Origin of the sequence: Microcoleus sp. K4-B3 (assembly GCF_036704615.1) — a bacterium.
Classification (GTDB): domain Bacteria; phylum Cyanobacteriota; class Cyanobacteriia; order Cyanobacteriales; family Microcoleaceae; genus Microcoleus.
Genome location: NZ_JAUBSF010000116.1, coordinates 1 through 17,875, shown reverse-complemented (window position 1 = coordinate 17,875; position 17,875 = coordinate 1). Strand labels below are relative to the sequence as shown.

Annotated in this window: 17 protein-coding genes; 7 read left to right on the top strand and 10 right to left on the bottom strand. The window is 47.0% G+C overall.

Going from position 1 to position 17,875, the window contains the following annotated elements:
• Nucleotides 1-109 precede the first annotated feature (109 nt).
• The 6 genes from QUA78_RS29095 to QUA78_RS29070 all read right to left on the bottom strand — a co-directional run bounded on the left by QUA78_RS29095 (nt 110) and on the right by QUA78_RS29070 (nt 7,871).
• Nucleotides 110-595 carry a CRR6 family NdhI maturation factor gene (locus QUA78_RS29095; protein ID WP_333399173.1) on the bottom strand — a complete coding sequence of 162 codons (486 nt, stop codon included), beginning with the start codon at nt 593-595 and terminating at the stop codon, nt 110-112.
• Nucleotides 596-814: 219 nt separating this feature from the next.
• The gene (locus tag QUA78_RS29090; RefSeq protein ID WP_333305192.1) at nt 815-2,800 is read right to left on the bottom strand and encodes a DUF3685 domain-containing protein; all 1,986 of its coding nucleotides are present in this window, start codon (nt 2,798-2,800) and stop codon (nt 815-817) included.
• 47 nt (nt 2,801-2,847) lie between these two features.
• Nucleotides 2,848-5,064, bottom strand: coding sequence for a hypothetical protein (locus QUA78_RS29085; protein ID WP_333305194.1), 2,217 nt, complete (start codon nt 5,062-5,064; stop codon nt 2,848-2,850).
• A 709-nt stretch (nt 5,065-5,773) separates the two neighbouring features.
• Nucleotides 5,774-6,238, bottom strand: coding sequence for a transcriptional repressor (locus QUA78_RS29080; protein ID WP_172192055.1), 465 nt, complete (start codon nt 6,236-6,238; stop codon nt 5,774-5,776).
• Nucleotides 6,239-6,466: 228 nt separating this feature from the next.
• Nucleotides 6,467-7,534 (bottom strand): Hpt domain-containing protein, encoded by a 1,068-nt coding sequence (locus tag QUA78_RS29075; RefSeq protein ID WP_333305196.1) that lies wholly within the window; start codon nt 7,532-7,534, stop codon nt 6,467-6,469.
• 82 nt (nt 7,535-7,616) lie between these two features.
• Nucleotides 7,617-7,871 carry a hypothetical protein gene (locus QUA78_RS29070; protein WP_172192057.1) on the bottom strand — a complete coding sequence of 85 codons (255 nt, stop codon included), beginning with the start codon at nt 7,869-7,871 and terminating at the stop codon, nt 7,617-7,619.
• Between the two features lie 215 nt (nt 7,872-8,086).
• Between QUA78_RS29070 and QUA78_RS29065 the strand changes: the two genes are divergently transcribed.
• Nucleotides 8,087-8,746: a DUF1345 domain-containing protein gene (locus QUA78_RS29065; protein WP_333399172.1), complete on the top strand. Its 660-nt coding sequence runs from the start codon at nt 8,087-8,089 to the stop codon at nt 8,744-8,746.
• 150 nt (nt 8,747-8,896) lie between these two features.
• Nucleotides 8,897-11,254, top strand: coding sequence for a hypothetical protein (locus tag QUA78_RS29060; RefSeq protein ID WP_333305200.1), 2,358 nt, complete (start codon nt 8,897-8,899; stop codon nt 11,252-11,254).
• Between the two features lie 68 nt (nt 11,255-11,322).
• On the opposite strand, the gene QUA78_RS29055 is transcribed toward QUA78_RS29060, so the two are convergent.
• Nucleotides 11,323-11,556: a DUF433 domain-containing protein gene (locus QUA78_RS29055; protein WP_333305201.1), complete on the bottom strand. Its 234-nt coding sequence runs from the start codon at nt 11,554-11,556 to the stop codon at nt 11,323-11,325.
• 146 nt (nt 11,557-11,702) lie between these two features.
• On the opposite strand from QUA78_RS29055, the gene QUA78_RS29050 reads away from it, so the two are divergent.
• The 4 genes from QUA78_RS29050 to QUA78_RS29035 all read left to right on the top strand — a co-directional run bounded on the left by QUA78_RS29050 (nt 11,703) and on the right by QUA78_RS29035 (nt 13,958).
• Nucleotides 11,703-11,963, top strand: a complete 261-nt coding sequence (locus QUA78_RS29050) for a sulfiredoxin (protein ID WP_333204641.1) — start codon at nt 11,703-11,705, stop codon at nt 11,961-11,963.
• A 95-nt stretch (nt 11,964-12,058) separates the two neighbouring features.
• Nucleotides 12,059-12,610: a DNA starvation/stationary phase protection protein Dps gene (gene dps, locus QUA78_RS29045; RefSeq protein WP_333305204.1), complete on the top strand. Its 552-nt coding sequence runs from the start codon at nt 12,059-12,061 to the stop codon at nt 12,608-12,610.
• Nucleotides 12,611-12,688: 78 nt separating this feature from the next.
• The gene (locus QUA78_RS29040; RefSeq protein ID WP_333305206.1) at nt 12,689-13,393 is read left to right on the top strand and encodes a helix-turn-helix domain-containing protein; all 705 of its coding nucleotides are present in this window, start codon (nt 12,689-12,691) and stop codon (nt 13,391-13,393) included.
• Nucleotides 13,394-13,631: 238 nt separating this feature from the next.
• Nucleotides 13,632-13,958: an STAS domain-containing protein gene (locus tag QUA78_RS29035; protein WP_041623653.1), complete on the top strand. Its 327-nt coding sequence runs from the start codon at nt 13,632-13,634 to the stop codon at nt 13,956-13,958.
• A 56-nt stretch (nt 13,959-14,014) separates the two neighbouring features.
• On the opposite strand, the gene QUA78_RS29030 is transcribed toward QUA78_RS29035, so the two are convergent.
• Nucleotides 14,015-15,151 carry a SpoIIE family protein phosphatase gene (locus QUA78_RS29030; protein ID WP_333204647.1) on the bottom strand — a complete coding sequence of 379 codons (1,137 nt, stop codon included), beginning with the start codon at nt 15,149-15,151 and terminating at the stop codon, nt 14,015-14,017.
• Nucleotides 15,152-16,107: 956 nt separating this feature from the next.
• On the opposite strand from QUA78_RS29030, the gene QUA78_RS29025 reads away from it, so the two are divergent.
• A complete protein-coding gene (locus QUA78_RS29025; protein WP_333307205.1) occupies nt 16,108-16,578 on the top strand; it encodes an ATP-binding protein in 471 nt (156 codons plus the stop codon).
• A gap of 515 nt (nt 16,579-17,093) precedes the next feature.
• Here QUA78_RS29025 and QUA78_RS29020 read toward each other — a convergent pair.
• Together QUA78_RS29020 and QUA78_RS29015 are read right to left on the bottom strand one after the other, a co-directional pair.
• The gene (locus QUA78_RS29020; RefSeq protein WP_333399171.1) at nt 17,094-17,531 is read right to left on the bottom strand and encodes a hypothetical protein; all 438 of its coding nucleotides are present in this window, start codon (nt 17,529-17,531) and stop codon (nt 17,094-17,096) included.
• Nucleotides 17,519-17,716, bottom strand: a complete 198-nt coding sequence (locus QUA78_RS29015; RefSeq protein ID WP_333307201.1) for a hypothetical protein — start codon at nt 17,714-17,716, stop codon at nt 17,519-17,521. Before QUA78_RS29015 ends, QUA78_RS29020 begins: the two co-directional genes overlap by 13 nt.
• Between the last annotated feature and the right edge of the window lie 159 nt (nt 17,717-17,875).

The following is a 17,875-nucleotide window of genomic DNA, read 5'->3' as shown; positions in this document are numbered from 1 at the left end:
CTTGCCTCTGACTCTCGATCGCACGCTCTCTTAACCTAGCCCACGTAATATGCGATCAATATATTCAGCAAGCCCTAATTAGGACGATTTTAATTAGAGGCGCGCTCGCTTATTTGTGCGGCAAAATCACATCAAAAAAAGCATCCTCCAAATCATAACCAAACATCTGCGACATGGCCATCAACTTCGATTTACTGGGGATTCCCTGCTGATTCAACCAATCAGTCAACACAAAAATTTTGTTCATCAAAAACATTTCCAAAGCTTCAGGATTGTACTGAATACCTTGGGTTCGGTGAAACTGGTGCGGCACCAACATCGCCGCATAGCGCGCCAATTCTCCCGCTTTCCAATCCAGCAAAAATGGCAGCCAAGGGTAACAAGCATCCAAGCGAATAAACCACAGTCGCACTTCGGGAATTTCTGAAATTTCTCGCGGATCTAACTCTTCGCGCGGATACTCAATTTCAAATTGTAGCTGTTGTTCGTTTTGGGCGATCGCTCCTGCTGCCAGCCACTTTTCAATTACAGTCCGCACCGGAGACAAATCTAAACTGTTTATGCGATCGGCATTTATCGCTATCATAATACTCATAAAAAGTCAGCCTTATAGCATTAAGTTTTATCTATAATACCACCAATTACCAATCACCAATCACCAATTATATCAAATCTGTTAAACCCCGTACACTAGAACTGTTGCAGGTCTTCGCAAAATATCTTGAAAAGCATCGGCGTTAATCCCCGTTTATCAGCGGTTTCCCTCTTGCATCAAAGATTTATGCCATCTTTTCTACTACTCGTTGCCGAAGCATTACCCATTTTTCCCAAACTTGCTATCTTGCAAAGAATTACCAATCCCCTGGATAATTCCCCGCCCGATCAAACCAATTCCCCGCCCTATAACCTGAGTCAAAACGTAAACAACCCCAGCACCCAACAGCGAAATAACCGCGCGAACTCTAGGTGCGATCGCATCCCTGGTTTCCAGCAGCAAAGTCAAGGCTAACTGCCACCCAGAAAGCTGCGCTAACTCCTGATTTCTCGGAGCATAAATAGAAATTCTATTAATTCCAGAATCGCCCAAAACAAACAGCCAAAACCTGCTTTCAAAAATAGCTTTCGGTTCCACAAAATAGCTATCCCAGCGATATCTCCACGACAAATTATTCCGAAAAAGCTCAATTTCTCGTGTCGAAATCAACTTACCATCGTAAAAAGATTGCTTGATTTCCTCAATATTCGCCAAATTATTTAGTAGAGGCTGTACCACTCCGCTAGCAACTTGAATCGCCAAATTTTCTAACAAACCTTCAGCTCGCTGCATGGCTTGCGGGCTGCCAGCAACACAAGAAATATTGTCAACTGTTAGAGGAATTTCAAATAGCAAATGTGCAAAAAAATCAACTGTCATCGGGATTTTGTCAAGTATTTCTGCTGCAACTGCATCAGCATCTGCCAGCAGCACCGGCACAACTTCTAAGCCGCTGCCTGCTAAGAGATTAGGAGTGCTTCCCCCTTCAGTCTCTGCCAGTTTCAAGCTTGTTTGACTGCCCTCAAAAACCCTAGTTTCTTCAGTTTGCAGTGTATAGTATCTGCCAAAAAAATCTATGATTGTCGCCTCCCATAAATCCAGTAAAATAGCAGGCATTTTTTGCGACAATTGAGTTTGCTGCACTTGCGAAAAGCGCAATTCTTCCAGCAAGTCTTCTAACTTCCGCAGGATGGAGCTCATCAATTCGCGCTTTTTTGTCGATCGCAAAATATCAATTTCCAAAGGCACGCCAGTCAAATTCACCAAATCAAACTGCAATTTAGCAGCCACCGAGTCAAACAAGCTACCTTGCCAATTAGTTACAACCGCCAAAGATTCAGCCGAAACTTGGGAATTCGCTACTTGCAATTGAGAACTATTTAACAAATTTTCCCTTCTTGGTTCTCCCGTCTTTGTTCTCCCGTCTTCCTCTTCCTTCTTTCCTCCAACCTCTTCCCTTAAGCGACCTCCGTTAAATCCGTTGCTGAACTTCCTCCTTCCCTCTGCCTTCTCCCCTTTTCCTTCAAATAATAACTGACTGACAATCCAGCGAGCGGCCAGCAATTCCCTGCGGCGCCCGCTGAGTACAACCCCATCTAAAATAGATGGCAAATCTGTCGGATCTGCGGCTCTAACCTCTTGCAAATCAGCTTTGACAACAGCCAAAGCTGCATCTATTTCCCGCAGTCCAGACAGACAAAAATAAGCCAGCATTTTTTTGTGTACTCGCGTATCAACTGTCGGCTCATCTGCATTTTTCTCTGCAATTGCTGGGGAGTTTTCTACTGTTTGAACCCCCGCTGCATTTAGTTCTATTTCCGGGTTAGTTGCCGAATCCGTCGCCCAATAAGTACGACCAGATGCCACCGCGCGAATAGCTTCGATTGTCAGGGAAATATCTCTACCTTTAGGACAATACCCATTCGCGCCGGCAGCCTGTACCTCCGCCAACTGCTCCGGTGTCAGCGGCCCGCCTAGCAGCAACAGTGGCAGGTTGGGGTACAAATTTTTGAGTTCGCGACAAAATTCCAGCGCCTCTGTTTGACCCGATCGCCAATTTAAAGTCTCAACAGCCAAAATGGCCAAATCAGCAGGCTTCTTGGCTGTTCCAGAGTCTATCGAGCGAGCTTCTAGAATCCCCAAAGCCTCGGTTTCCGTTGAAACCTCTGCGACAACTTCCAAGTCTGGATACTGCTCGCAAGCAACTCGCAGCCCCAGCCGGAAAATGGGGTCGCCATCGATCGACAGCAGTTGGAAATTACTCACTCGATTTTACATTTGAGATTTGAGAGACCGATCGCGCCAAAACCCAATTACTCGGGGATCAAATTACCATCAGGAGGCCCAGCCGATTCTGGAATCGAGGGCGGCGCGGGTTCCGGAGCCGGAGCCGGAGGAGCCGGTTCCGGAGCCGGAGCCGGAGCCTCTTCTCTCGCGGGCGGATAGTAAGGTTCCGGCTCCCTTGCGGGCGGATAGTAAGGTTCCGGTTCCGGCTCTCTAGCAGGCGGATAGTAAGGTTCCGGTTCCCTTGCGGGGGGATAGTAAGGTTCCGGCTCGGGAGCCGGGGCCTCTTGGCTCGCGGGGGGATAGTAAGGCTCGGGAGCCGGAGCCTGCTCGGGAGGAGGCGCGTACTCCTCTTGTCGGGGAGCCGGCGCGTACTCCTCCTGTTGCGGAGCCGGCGCGTACTCCTGTTGCGGAGCCGGCGCGTAATCGCGAGCGGGTTCCGGTGGCGGTGCACTGTTGGCTCTAAGTTCAGCACTCCAGCGCCCGATCGCACCTGCCGCCTCTGAATACAGCGCCCTACCGTAACCGATTTGGGAAGCCGTATCGATCGCCGCTCCTAGACTGCCTTGAGACGCCAATTCCGAAGCTCGATCCAGAATCGGTCGGTCTTGAGCAACTTGCAGTTCGCTCACCCACTGATAGACATTATCCTGAGCTTTAGCGTACAAAGTCCTACCGCTCTTAATTTCCGAAGCTTTTTCAATAGCAGCACTAAGTTTTCCTTGCTTCGCCAGGGCGATCGCTTCATCCAAAAAAGGCTGATCTTGAATAACTTCTATGCGTTTCGTCCACTGAGCCAAAAGAGTTTGCGCTTCTATTCTGCGGGGGCGGTTTTGAGCGATCAGAACTACCTGAGCGATGCCGCCCTTGAGTCCTTCAACCGTTTGCGGTTCTGCCAACTGCTTCGCCAAGGTCAGAAAAGATTGGTCTTCGATCCGCTGAATTTCCCGGCGCCAAGTAGCCACCAAAGTTTGAGCGTGAACCCGCCGCGGCTGCTTGAGTCCGATGGTTTGCGCTTGCTCGATCGCGAGTCTAAACGTCCCTATCTGACCGACACTAGCGATCGTATTCGCCACTTGCAGCCGCAGCAAATCTTGAAACTGCACCTGCAAATTTTCAATTTGAACTTGAGCTTGCTTGTACAGAGGGCGACCCGGAGCAATTTGGCTAGCAGCCCCCCGGCCTTCCAGCAAGCTAAAAATGTGTTGCGCCAGCGGTGTTGATATCGACTGGTTCCAGGTCACTGCCTGAGCCCTACCCAACTGCATCAAATCTTGAGCTTCCGCAAACAGCGGCGAATCCTGCGGCACCACAGAAGCAGCCTCGATCGCCCCCGGCAGGTCTTTCGCCCCCAACCGTTTAGTAGCCATTGCCAGCAAAGTCCGGCTCCAGCCCTCAATTTCCTTCTCAGCTTTAGCGCGGGCAAAAAGCTGCGAGTCTATTTTACGAGCCAGGACGATCGCCTCAGCGAACTTTTGCGGAGTTCCGTCCTGCGCCAAATCTCTAGCCTCTTGCAAGCGCTGCCAGCCGTTTCTTTCCAAAGAAATCTGCTGGATCAGCTCGTTGTACCGTTTCTGACTCCAGAAAACATTTTCCAGCTTAAACAGAGCTTGAGCATAATCCCAAGCCTTCCTTAAATCCTCACTTTTCAAAGCTGCTAGGGCTGTATCGTAGAGTTTTTGGCCCTCCTGCCAATTTTTTTCCCAAGCAGTCACAGCCTCCTGTACCTCTGGGTAAGACGGACTGGTTTTCGGAATTTTCGCCACAATCTCCAGAGCGCCTTTCAAATCGCCCAGCTCAATTTTTGCCCTGGCAAATCCCAGAATGGCTTTCGACCATTCTCCTATCAAATGTTGACCCTGCGAGTATAGCGGATGTTCTTTTGGCCAAGCCTGCACCAGCGCCATTGCCGATTCTAGCTGTTCTAGCTTGCCCGACTTAGCCGCTTGCTGAGCGCAGTAAAGTCGCTCTCCATCCGCCGCCAGTGGCGACAGTTGCTGGCAATTGGGCGGCGGCGGCATGGTCAGCAACCACAGAAATGCAGCAGCCCCCGTTACTCCAAATCCCACCAGGAGACTCAGCCAGATAAGTTGCCACTGCCAAAAAGTTCTTTTTCCCTCGGTCGGCTGCGCCGTTACTGAGGAACTCGCATCGCCTGTCGCCTCTGCACTGAATTGTGCCGTCGGTTTGGGGGATGGGTTGTATTGCGGTGGTGTGTGGAATTGGTCAGATTGTCGTCTCGCCATTACTTCAGCCTGTCCTGTAATGCGCACTAGAACGTGACACTCCCACATCAAATCATAGATTGTGATGTCGGCTTCTGACTCCTGTTAAGGAGATCGAGAACTTCCTTCAAGGTACTGGCAATCTTTCCCTCTACGGCGTTTTATAGTGAGGTTCGTGTCTGGCCCCACTGGTTGCTTCTGAGCATTTTCGGTTCTCGAAGCACGTAAATCATACCAGTTATCAAACAGTTATTCACATATCCCGCGGCCGTTTAGCAAAAAAAACAGTATAAAGCCCCCGTCAGTCGATCGATTTTAGATTTTAGATTTTAGATTTTACTCCGCAGATAAATTTGGAGGGGTTTAAGTAAGGTCTAATCATAAATTTGGGTCATAAATTCCCTTTATTAAGACTCAGCGCTTGAAACCGGAACTACACAAAACAAACTTTCGTCCACTCCAAGCGGACTAAAAAATCAAGGGGGTACAAAAGCCCAATTTGGTCTAAACTCTTACCTGTAGCGGGTAGAACTGATTTTTTTTGTTTAGTCGTATTTATTCCCGATCGCCAAGTTTGGCGATCGAGTTTCACTCTTCTCTACTGTGCCAAATTCCGGCGGGAGACGGCAAAAAAACCGATCGAGCGCAGCTAAATACTTAAATCCTTTTATACGACCGACAGGTCGAGCCAAAAGATCGGTTTTGCTTCCAACAGCAGCGACTTTATCGGTTACGAAGCCTTTGGCGTATCGCTGACACTCGATGCTTGCGCTGCGGACTCTGCCGTTCGATAACCGTAGAAATCTATCCGGTAGTCTACTATTTTGACACCTGTTTGCTGCTGGATTTGTTCGATCAATTCGATCGGCAGTTCCACATGAACGTCGAGAATCTGAGTCGTATCCAGACAGTTGACGTGAGAGTGAGAATCGCTGACATTGCCGTACAAGCGTCCCTCCGAGCGTTCTATGCACTCAATAATCCCTTCTCTCGACAAAGCTTCTAGATTTTGATAAACCGAAGTATGCCCGATCGAATGCGCTTGTTGGTTGAGGCGATCGTAAATTTCGCGAGCCGAGAGGTGTTCTTTTGCCTCCCACAAAAGTTCTAGAATAAATCGACGCTGGCGGCTCAAGCGCATTCCCATCGCCTGACAGCGGTTTAAAGCATCTTCTAATGAACGAATTGGTTTCACAGCTACCGCCTTATAAAGCCTGCTCGATTTTTAATTCAGGTACAATATTGCACGCCCACATATTCACTAATTCTAACGCAGGGTTACCCAACAGTAGAAGGTAGAGGGCAAAAATTTCGACTGAGTGAATTTTTTCGAGTTGCTGCTCAACTCATGCTGCCAGCACCCACCAGAAAATTATCCGCCTCAAAAATATTGCTTTGACTCTATCTTCTACTGCAACAAGTCCTAGTTTGAGGGTGCTCTGAGGGCGTTAACGAGTAACTTGGCGATTTCCGAGAGTTGCTTTTTGTTGAAGGTTTTGAGCAAAAGCTTGACTACCGCCTTCGGTTCGGCGGGAAGTGCTACTTGCTTCGATGCTGCTGCTGGGGCTGTTGAGGCGATTGGCTCTGCTGGTTTTGGGCTTGCTGCCAAAAGTAGCAAATTTTTACTCGGAGCGATCGCCTTGACTTTCCCCCCTTGCACCAAATCTCCAGCTTCTTTGAGTTCTTTGATAATCAGCGGAGCTAAGACTTTATAAGAGTTTTTGGGATTGACGATCGCGGCTCTAGCTGTTTTCACTAAATTTTGCCAAGTCTCAATTTTACCTCCCAACTTATAGAGGCGAACGCAAACAGCCGTCAACTCGGAGCGACTAGCAACCGATTCTTTCTGCTTGAACACCTGCAACATTTCTTTAAGTAAAGTCATCACTTCAACAGTAAAATTTGCAGGCACAGCGCCCGCTGTTGGAGCGGCGGGCGCACCAGACCCAGCAGCAACCGCCTGCACTTTGCCCGACGCCAATTTATTGAGGTGAGTTTCGAGTTGAGCAAAAACAGGCATCACCTGCTGCACGAGTTTTTCTCCCTCTTCATTCCTCAAGCCGAAAGGCCCCTCCAGTCGCCCCAGCAAGTCCTTAAGCGTATCAACTCCCTTTAAAAATAGGGATTCTGCCGTTTGGTCAACCTGCTTGACGGGCCCGTCCTTGAGCACCTTAAAACAATCTTCCAAGCGGTGAGCGGTTGTTTTAATACTATCTAAACCCAGCATGGCCGCCCCTCCTTTCACGGAATGGGCGGCTCGAAACATCTCTTGGACGCTTTCGGGGTCTTTCATCGTGGACTTCAAATCCACTAAACCATTTTCTAGAGTATCGAGGTGCTCCTTAGCCTCCTCTATAAACAAACGCATAATTCGGTCTTGCTGATCTGACACGACAGTCCTCCTAACAATCTCAGCACCCTCCAGAAAGCACCCTGTTCGCGGGAGAAAACGCGACTTCTGGCTAAAGTCGGAAGCTCCCATGCAAAACATTCTAGCCTGCCTCAGCTAGCAGACTCAAAATATTGGTGTCGGGGCAGTCTTAGCTCTAAAACTGGTGCGGTGGAGATTGAGTCTAGAGTTCTGAGGGAGTATCTGGAGCGATTTCAATGCCCATTCCTTCTTTCATCATCTGCTGATCCGTAATCAAATCGCTCAATTCCTTGACTTCGACGCCGATGTTTTGGCAAGCCTGTTTCAGTTCCCGCTCGAAGGTGTTGAGGTCGCCTCCGTAGCCGCAAAGCTCAGCGGCTGTGGCGATTCCTTGTTGGGCGTTAGCTTTGGCGCAGTCGATCAATTCAATGCCTTTGAGGGGTTGGGAGGATGCCATAATTTCAAACCGCAATTTATCTTTTCTCCCACTGTACCTAGAACGTTGAGGTCGATCGATCTATCGAAAGGCATGAAAAATTCTGCCTGTGCTGCGTGTTACCAATTGATTGATTTTTGGGGATTTCCTGCCAAGATAGCAGTAGTTGGGATTTTCTAACCCTTACCGTGACTAACTTATACTAAATCATGGTGAAAAACGTTCGCCTATCTAAAATGCACTGGCTCTGGAGCGTCCGGCACCGCCTGTTTGCGTCTGTTCTGTTCGCTATTGCAGTCGCTGTTTTCGTGCCGCCTGACTATCTCCCGCTGACTCGGATGCTGTGCATTTGGAACGCGGGCGCTATCAGTTTCCTGATTTTGACTTGGATGCTGATGCTGCAAGGCACTCCCGAACAGATGCGCCACCACGCTCAGCAGTTGGACGCCGGCCGCTTGGCAATCTTAAGCACGATCGTGGCAGCCGCTTGTGCTAGCTTGTTGGCGATCGTCTTCCTGCTGCGCGATACCAAAGGCCTGTCCCCAAATTTACTATTTCTGCACTTAGGGCTTTCTGTCCTCACAATTGTTGGGTCTTGGATGCAGGTACACACTATCTTCACCATGCACTATGCCCGCAGCTACTACAAAAACCGCAGCAAGCAGCACGGCAGCTACTTGCAGGCGGGGGGTTTGGATTTTCCGGGCGACGAGGAACCTGACTACAAAGATTTTTTATATTTCTCCTTTGGTATTGGCATGACTTGCCAAGTTGCAGACGTGCAGATAACTTCTCGTTCCACGAGGTATCTCGTGCTTTTTCACAGCGTGCTGTCGTTCTTTTTTAACACCGCTATTCTGGCTATGAGCGTCAATATTATTGCGGGATTGAGTTGACATTATTCTGTCCCAGTGGAAAGTTTCAGCCTAATAATAGTTCGACTGTTTAGGTTATATCGGGCGGTCTATCAAAGTTATCTGTCCGAGTTGAGTATTTTAATAAAGTCCTGCTATCATTGGGATGGAGAACTAAGTATCATGGTTTAGGTGACTTTTACAGTGACCAAGAAGAAACGGAAGAAAGAGAAAACATCTGCCCAAGCAAATAATAAAAACCAGTCTAAAGGTTTTACCACTCGTCGCGTCACAACAGAATTTACTGGATTCACTTATCACAAAATGCCCTCACTATCTGAGGGAATAACTCAAAACGAAAGAGTTGAATCCATTAAGAAATTAGGTAGAAACTTCGAGCAAAAATTTAAGACCTCTTTTGAAATATTGCAAAAACGAATTTTTCAGGTTGAGGCTTGTTCTTTACTATCGTTTTTTGCATACTATGATTTAACGACTTCACCTGGTATAAATCGTGAATGGGCTGAAAAAAATCCCATCCTTCAACATCATGTAGAATTTCTACAAGGTCTTCTTCTTCAGCATTCACAAGATTTATTTGATTTCAGACCAGCTCGACCACAAGACTTTGTTGAGTTTCGCCAACTGGTTCAGGATGTCACGCTTGGATTTAAAATGAAGTCTTTATCCCTAGCAGATCCATCGACAACCATAGAGCATCAGAAATTTATGGCAATAGAAAGGGTCAGGGCAGATACTCAAGCTGTACGTAACTGGGGATATCCCCAACAAGTTAAGCGGATTGTTTCGGATTTATTCTCAAGTCTGGATGATACGATTGAGCAAAAAATTGGAGTTCGAGTTGTATGTTTAGTAGAAATGTGGTTCAAAATACTCGATGTTGTTGAATCCAGAATCAATCAGCATCGGAATTTAACTCTGCCTTCACTCCGAGCCAAAAGCATCAAAATTGCTATCAAAAAGTATTATCAAGCTTTTCCCGATCTTACTTCATCTCCAGAAGACCTCTCAGCCTATGTTCAAGAGGAAGGTTTAACTCTTGACGGCTTAAGAGGATTTATTTATAGTGAGAGTGATGTACGACTAAAACATATTTACACATTAACACTCGATACATTTGTACGTGCTTATCCAAAAGCTGTTAATCCAGAAGCACTAAAAGATGTGCTGAATGTATGGTCGCTATCTTTTGGAGATTTATCAGGGTGGAATCCAGAACATTTATTTCTTGGCAATCCTGTTTGGCAGAAACCTCTCATCAAGCTTGAGGTTGGAACTTATTTCTGCCCAGTCATAACACTCTTCTTAAATGATTTCATAGATATTATGGAAGCTATTATTAAACCTCATCCTGAAATTTATAGAAAATATGAAGAGCGTAGGGGAAAGTTTTTGGAGCAAGAGATTTATCAGCTTTTCCAAAAAGCTTTCCCATCTGCTAAGCTCTATCAAGGTAGCGAATGGTTCGATTTTACAACCAAAAAGACTTTTGAGACTGACCTTCTGGTTTTACTAGACTCCCATTTGCTAGTTGTAGAGGCTAAATCAGGTAAAGTGACTGAAGCGACAAAGCGTGGGGCTTTTGAGAGCATAAAGACAATTGTCAAAAAATTAATAGTAGAACCATCCATTCAATCCAAAAGATTTTATGATTACCTAATAAAAAATCCAGGTTTGCATCAGTTGAAGACTCGCAAAGGCGAATTAAATGAAGTTGACTGTTCAAAAGTACGTGAGGTGGTTCGCTTGAGTATTACTTTAGAGTCATTAGGTACTCTTTTTTGTTGCTCAACCGACCTGAAACAAGCGGGTTTAATTGCACCTGATCTTGAAATGTCTCCAACTATGTCTCTTGCTGATCTCGAAATTATCTTTGAAATTTTAGAGGGAAATTGCGACAAACTACACTACTTAGGGCAGCGTACAGAATTTGAGAAAAATTCTAATTATAGTGGTGAGGAGATTGATTTACTTGCCTTCTATCTTGATACAGGGTTTAATATCTTAAATACTGAGTTCGCTCAACAGCGTCTTCGCTTACGTGGACTGTCAAACATTTTTAATCCATTTTTTCTGAGAGAATTACCTAAAAGTGAAACTCCTAAACCGAAGCCTAAATTAACACATTGGTGGAGAAGCATTATCCAGCATATTGAAGCACAGCAGCCTGAGCGTTGGACTGAAATTGGTTGTGTACTTCTCAATTTTACTCATGATGAGCAAATAAAGTTTGAAGAACAGTTCAAACGAATTAAAAAAATTGTCAATAAGTTTTGGCAACTACCCGATCACAATAATACTTGTATATTCATTAGTGAAGCAAGTCCCGAGCGCGCCGTAGTGGCTGGCTTCGCCTATAAGCGTATTGATGAAGAAAAAATAAATCACATAATGAGAAATACTCTGGATGAAGCTAGGAGCATTTCTCCTGTCAGCCGAGTTGTAGTTTTTGGGGTAGATGTTGAGCAAAATGATTATCCATACAGTGTAGTTGCCTGTCATCTCAGTGAAGATGAGAATGCTTTTTAGTAAATGGACAATTGACAAGGGAAAATATAGTTTGAAAGCTCGAAAATTGAAAAGTGTAGACCGCATTTTCATGCCGTCAGTCTTGGGAAATCGGTACGTCGTGCAGCAAACAGCAAGCAAGCTTGAATATCTGCCAGCTCCAAGTCAGGGAAATCTTCTAAAATCTCAGTAACGCTGAGGTTCTCAGCCAGCATTTCTAGGATGTCCGTGACTCGAATTCGCATTCCTCGAATGCAGGGACGACCGCCACACTGACCGGGGGTCTGGGTAATGCGAGTTAACAAGCCAGTCGTTGAGTTCATCAGGGGTTGCCTGCAAGTTGCTTTGTTTGTATCCATCTTAGAGAGCAATCATCTCGAAACCAGGTTTTTGCGTAATTCCTCATTTTGCTTGCCAAGTCGAAGTCATTACGAGTATGATTTAATAACAAGCAAAAAAGAGAGCCTCCATGAGGATCGAAGAAATACCCCTCAACCAGATTCGCCGCCCCCTGCCGCGAGTCAACGACCAAAGCAAAGTAGCCGCCCTCATGGAATCCATCCGCGAGGTAGGTTTAAACGAACCCATCGACGTGCTAGAAGTAGATGGTCAGTATTACGGATTTTCGGGCTGCCACCGGTACGAAGCTTGCCAGCGTCTCGGTTTAGAAACTATCCGCTGTAAAGTACGCCGAGCTACCCGTGCCGTGTTGCAGATGCACCTAGCCTGAGCCTCTCAACAGAAATTCACGACAGGCAAATATTCGATCGCCCAAACCTTTCTAAGAAGTTCGATCGACAATCACTAATAACAAGCTAAAAACCTATGACTGCCAACAACCACAAACAACATCTTTACCCCACCCGCATCAATATGTCAGCCGCCACCCGCTCTCAAGTAGTCGGGCTGCTCAACGCCACGCTGGCAACGACTCTGGACTTAAAAACCCAAGTCAAGCAAGCTCACTGGAACGTTAAAGGCATGGACTTCTACCAGTTGCACTTGCTGTTTGACGAAATGGCAACAGAACTCGAAGAATACGTTGATACGGTTGCCGAACGGGTCACAGCTTTGGGCGGTTTGGCTGTAGGAACAGCCCGCACAGCCGCCGCAGATTCGATCCTGCCAGAATTTCCTTTCGACATTGTAGACGGCAAAGAATACGTGACGGCTTTGGCCGATCGCTACGCGCCCTACGCCCAACACCTGCGAGTCGCGATCGACAAAACAGGCGAACTCGGCGACGCCGATACAGCGGATCTCTACACCGAAATTTCGCGGACAATTGACAAGCGTTTGTGGTTCCTAGAAGCGCATTTGCAAGGTTCTGCGACAACTGCAACAGCCTCCGCCCGGGAAAAAGTAGCCGTCAAATAGCAAGCTTTCAAGAATTGAACTTGCATCTTCATAAATTGCGAAACTGCTGTGGGGCGGGCCGAACAGCCCGCCCCAAAAATGTATTTCGTTGATGCTCCTGAGAGCTTAGGATCGAGAATATGTCCATTTATTAATTTGGATGAGTTTTTCGTGGCAGCTAATATTCCAGATTATGCTCCTCAACTGCAACGCCTGATGGAACAGGCGGGGCTTTCGAGCGATCGAGAACTCAGCCAAAAAGCAGGAGTTCCCGAGATCCAGCTAAGTCGCCTGCGTCGCGGCTTAGCCCTGCAAACCCGAGCCGACATCCTGCTCAAAATCAGTCAAGCTTTGCAAATTTCCTTAACCGAACTGCTCGCAACATTGGCGCCAGACTGTGTAGAGTTAGAACAGGCACTACCGACAGCGGTAGAACAAGAATATCAGCGCCTGCAAGCTTCGATCGAACAGCAGCGAGAATCTTTGATGCAGGAATTCCAGCTTTCTAGCGTGCAAATTTTAGAATCTTGGATGTTGCAGTGGCCGACTGCTGCGAGCAAAGCTCAGGAAAATCACCAGTTGCGGGCTCAGAAACTACTGCCTTTGCTGCGGCCAGTCGAGCAGTTATTGGAGCATTGGGGAGTGGAGTCGATCGCCCCAGTCGGAGCCGAACTGCCCTACAATCCGCAACAGCACCAGCTCATCGAAGGAACAGCCCAGCCGGGAGAACCCGTCAAAGTTCGCTACACAGGGTACAGACAAGGCGACAAACTCCTCTACCGCGCCAAAGTTAGCCCAGTTTGATTAATACCAGAAGGCATTCGGCAGAACAAAGATTGTCCCCTCTCAAAATTCACTCCCGGCGAAGCGCTGCGACTCCGATCGGCGTTACGATCCGCGACGAACACCATCTTTTGCACTCAAAACTATTCTCCCGCTCTCAGGCTCTGGCGCTTTCCCCCTTTCTTATTTGGCTCGGAGTCCATCTCGCAGCTATACTAGCCTAGTCTGGCTAGAAATTCTGACATTCCCACCGCAAAATATGAGTCCTGTAGTTAAAATTATTCAGCCCTCTGGCATTTTAGACGGCACCAAGGCAAGTCAATTCCGCCAAGAGATTAGCGACCTAGTGGAAGCGGGAGCCGATGTGGTATTGATAGACTTCACTGATGTGACATTTATGGATAGTTCTGGTTTGGGCGCTTTAGTCTTGGCGCTCAAAACAGTCCGGGCCGCTGGGAGTCAATTAGTCGTCTGTTCTATCAACGAGCAAATCCGCATCTTATTTGAACTCACCAGCATGGATCGAGTTTTCGAGATATTTCAGACCCGCGATGCTTTTAATAGCAAAATTCTCTCAACTAACTAAATCTTTTGGCTGCTGCCTTCTTGCTATTTGGTCGCAGATGTGATGCAAGAAGTCAGCTAGCCAAAGTTTACCTTGAGTAAAGACCAATCATCATCAAAAACTGCTTTAGCGTTCAACTTTTGAATGTAGTTCAAAACCAGCTCTAACTGGTCGGCACTTGCACCGTTGTAAGCTGCTAACAGGTCGACGAAAGGGTCAAGCCCCCAGATATTGCCGTCAGGTTGGTGGATCTCGTATACCCCGTCGCTAAAGATGTAGAGAGTGCTCAAATCCTCGACATCGCAGCAATTATCGACATAGGGGGCGTCGGGGAACATCCCGACCGGCATTCCGGGGGTTTTTAATCGCTGGATTTTAGCAGTGCTCGCAGGGGACTGGGAAATCAACACCGCCGGCGGATGGCCAGCGCTGGCATAAATGAGCTGCCGAGAAATGCGGTTGTAAACGCCATACCAGATGGTGAAATACTTGTCATTTTGGTAGCTCATCTGGAAGGTGGTGTTGAGGGCGCGCAAAACGTCGCTGGGTTTGTAATAGTCTATGTTCGGGAGTGTGCGCGATCGCAGCAAATTCAGCACGGCCACAGAAGGCAGCGCCGCCCGCAAACCGTGACCGGCTACGTCGAGCAAGTAAATCGCCAAATAATCGGCATCTAGCCAGTTGTAGTCGAAGCAATCTCCCCCCAACTGCCGGGAGGGAATGAATTTTGCCTCGATGCTGAAAGGTTCCGTCATCGGATCTGGCAGCAGCGATTGCACGTACTCGGCGGCCTCGGCTAACTCTGCTTCCAGACTTTGCTTGGCTATTTTCAAATCTCGGCTGAGTTGGTGCAGCCTCAATCCCGCGCGTACTCTCGCCTGTAACTCGTTGAGTTCGATCGGCTTCGAGATAAAATCGTCGGCACCTGCGTCGAGCCCTTTGACTCGATCGGCGATCGAACCCAAAGAAGTCAACAAAAAGAATTGTGTAGTTGACAGCTCCGGATCTGCCTTAACTCGACGGCAGACATCTATGCCGGTCAAGCGCGGCATGATCCAATCGCAAATTATCAAGGCCGGACGCAATTTTTGCGCCTGGGCTACACCGTCTTCGCCATTACTTGCTACTGTCACTTCGTAACCCTGTTTTTTCAGGGTTCTTCTCAGCAGTTCTTGAACAGCCGTATCATCGTCAATAACCAGAATTTGAAACATGGGCACTTAGGTACTACAAGTTTTTCAAGGTCTGGGGGTCATTAAAAATATATCCTGTCAGCGCCCTTGTCTGAGATTGAGTATAGTCTATTGACACTCTCAGGTCTTTCATACACGATCAATTCTTCATTCAACGAGCTGACACCGCTTGCGACAAGATTACTCCTGTCTAAGTAGAGGTCGCTCTCTCCAGAAGCCTAAATTCCGGTATGCCCTACCGTACTCAATTAGTTCTTGACTTATAGTTAGGTTTTGTTCAAATGTAGCTTTCCTAAACAGCAACACCGTGTTTGTGTGACCGATCGCTCAACCAATCCAGTTAAGTTTTTATGTTGTTTAGTTATACTCACTTTTAGACCGATTACGATCGTACCACACCCAGCATAAGACGGATAAAAAAGAACACGGGGACTCTTCGTCCCTTGAGACGTTCGGCGAAGCGAGCGTCGAGCCGTCGCTTGTGATCCGGGCCTGATCGGGACAGGGTTTTCAATCTCCCAGAATATTTCTATAACATCGCTTTCCAGGTAAATGCTTTTGCCGGCCAGCCATCAAGTTCAATTTACCTTGAAATTTGATGCAAATTTTGGTTCGGTTGAACTTCACCCCTAGTTTATACTCAGAATATAAACTTTTATGGACTTTTTTGGGCAGCAGGGACGAATTGACATCTGGGCGGGACTTCTGTTATCGTAAATACCTAATTAGTCGATTTGACATTTATTTTCCTAGCAGCAAAAGCTAGTACGATCGCACTCCCATTCAATTTTGCCCGGTTTTACATGGCAAAGGAGCCGATCGAGAACGTGGAAAATGAGGCTGCCGGTGAATGACTGCAATGGGTGATGTGGGTGCTAGCAGTTGCCCGCCTTTTGGCAAAAAAAGTTAAAAACGTAAAGTACAGGCAATACAATATTTGTCTCTATTTTATGGAACTATAATTTCAGTGGCAGAGCGTGATTGAATTAAAAGGTTCCCAAAAGTTGCAAGTCCTCAAGAAAGCGGATCTTCAAGTCAATACTGGTCTAAGTGCTTTAGACCGAGTTTTGTCATGGTTTGCACAATTGTACGAGCAGCGAATTCCCACAAGCGTTTGGATACGCTGTCAGTTGGCTTTGGCTGAGGGCTTTACAAATGCGGTGCGTCACGCCCACGAGGGCAAACAGCCGGAGTTGCCCGTTGACATTGAGGTGGTGGTGTGTACTGAATCTCTAGAGATTAAAATTTGGGATTCGGGCGCTGCGTTTGATTTAGAGCAAAAAATTAAAGATATGTCGGAAAAAATCGATCCTGAAGCTCCGGGCGGGCGGGGTCTAAAGTTGATGAAAGACATCGCAGATAGTCTCAGTTATACGAGAACGGCTGATGGCCGGAACTGTTTGTCGATTGTCAAAAATTATTCGCCCTGTATCGACGATCAAAAATAGCCACGGCATGCCGATGCCCCTACATATTTTTAGCGGGTAAGGGTTGAGGCTCGCTCCTCAACCCTTCCCTCAGAACCTTGCGCGACTATTAAGCGGCTACGCAGCTTATGATCCAATACGGTTCAGTTAAGGCTCAAACCGTGGTAAATTAGGTATTGTAGCGAAAAAGGGAGAGCAAGTTAGCGTGCATCTCAAAGAATTCTCATTAGTATCTTCCAAAATCCCAAGTACGGAGATATTCAAAGCAATAGAAATGGCGATTCGGGCCACTGCAATCGAACAGGCGATTACTAAAACGAATCCCCAACAATAAATGATATTATTTTGGTGGCTGGGAATAAGCGCTGCACACTAGGGCGCGGGCTTCCAGCCTCCCAGCAGTTCCCTACCAGGGATTGAAAAAAGGGCAGTCTTACACGCTGGTGCTAACCACCTAAAACCCTATCAGGGATTAAAACTACCGGTCTACGCTGTTTACAGACGTGTAAGCAGCGTAGACATATGGTGCAAACTTTCTAGTTATATTTCACGGTGAGCGGCAAACTCTTTACCCCCAATTCTGCAATCGACGCGAGCCGATCGCAAAACTGCCGCCACCCTTCCCGATTTTTGATAACTACACAACCGGCGCTGCCGGGTACATTGGCATCAAAGTGCAGCCCTAGCTCGGCTCGGATGCCATGCGCCGAAACCACCGGATCGGGGGTAATGTGAAAAAAGTCACCTTCCACGCCACGAGTTTCTAAATAATACGGCTCGCTGGGGATTTGATAGTCACCCGCCGGAATTGGCCCTTTCCCCCGTTGCCACTCGTCACCGGGTCGCTGCCAGTCGGCACAGCCAGAAGTCGCCACGTAATCGATCGCCTCGCTGCTGGGATAAATCAATTGCAAATTTCCATAAATCAGCTCTGGAGATTGAGCTAAATTCATTGTAAAAATTAATTTGTGCATTTTAGCGATTTTAGTTTTTGTTTAACTTTTTCAATTAAATCTTGAATTTCGGCAAGCGCTTTTTTGCCAGACACCAAGTCTCGAAAATTGGTAATTGTCATTCCTTGGACGTACCCGTACTCTTTGCACAAAGATTCCAAACATTCTAGTAATTCACCCAGACTTACTTTGTCACTGTTGAGCAATCAGTTAGCTTTGCGTATATAGCAATCCTAAATCATTATCATGATTACGGTACAATTATATGCAATACTTGATCGTGACAACAAAAAAAATGAATAACTTACAACTTCCACAAAAAGATATGGAAAAAGAAATAGCCCAATTAGAATCTTTCATTAAAA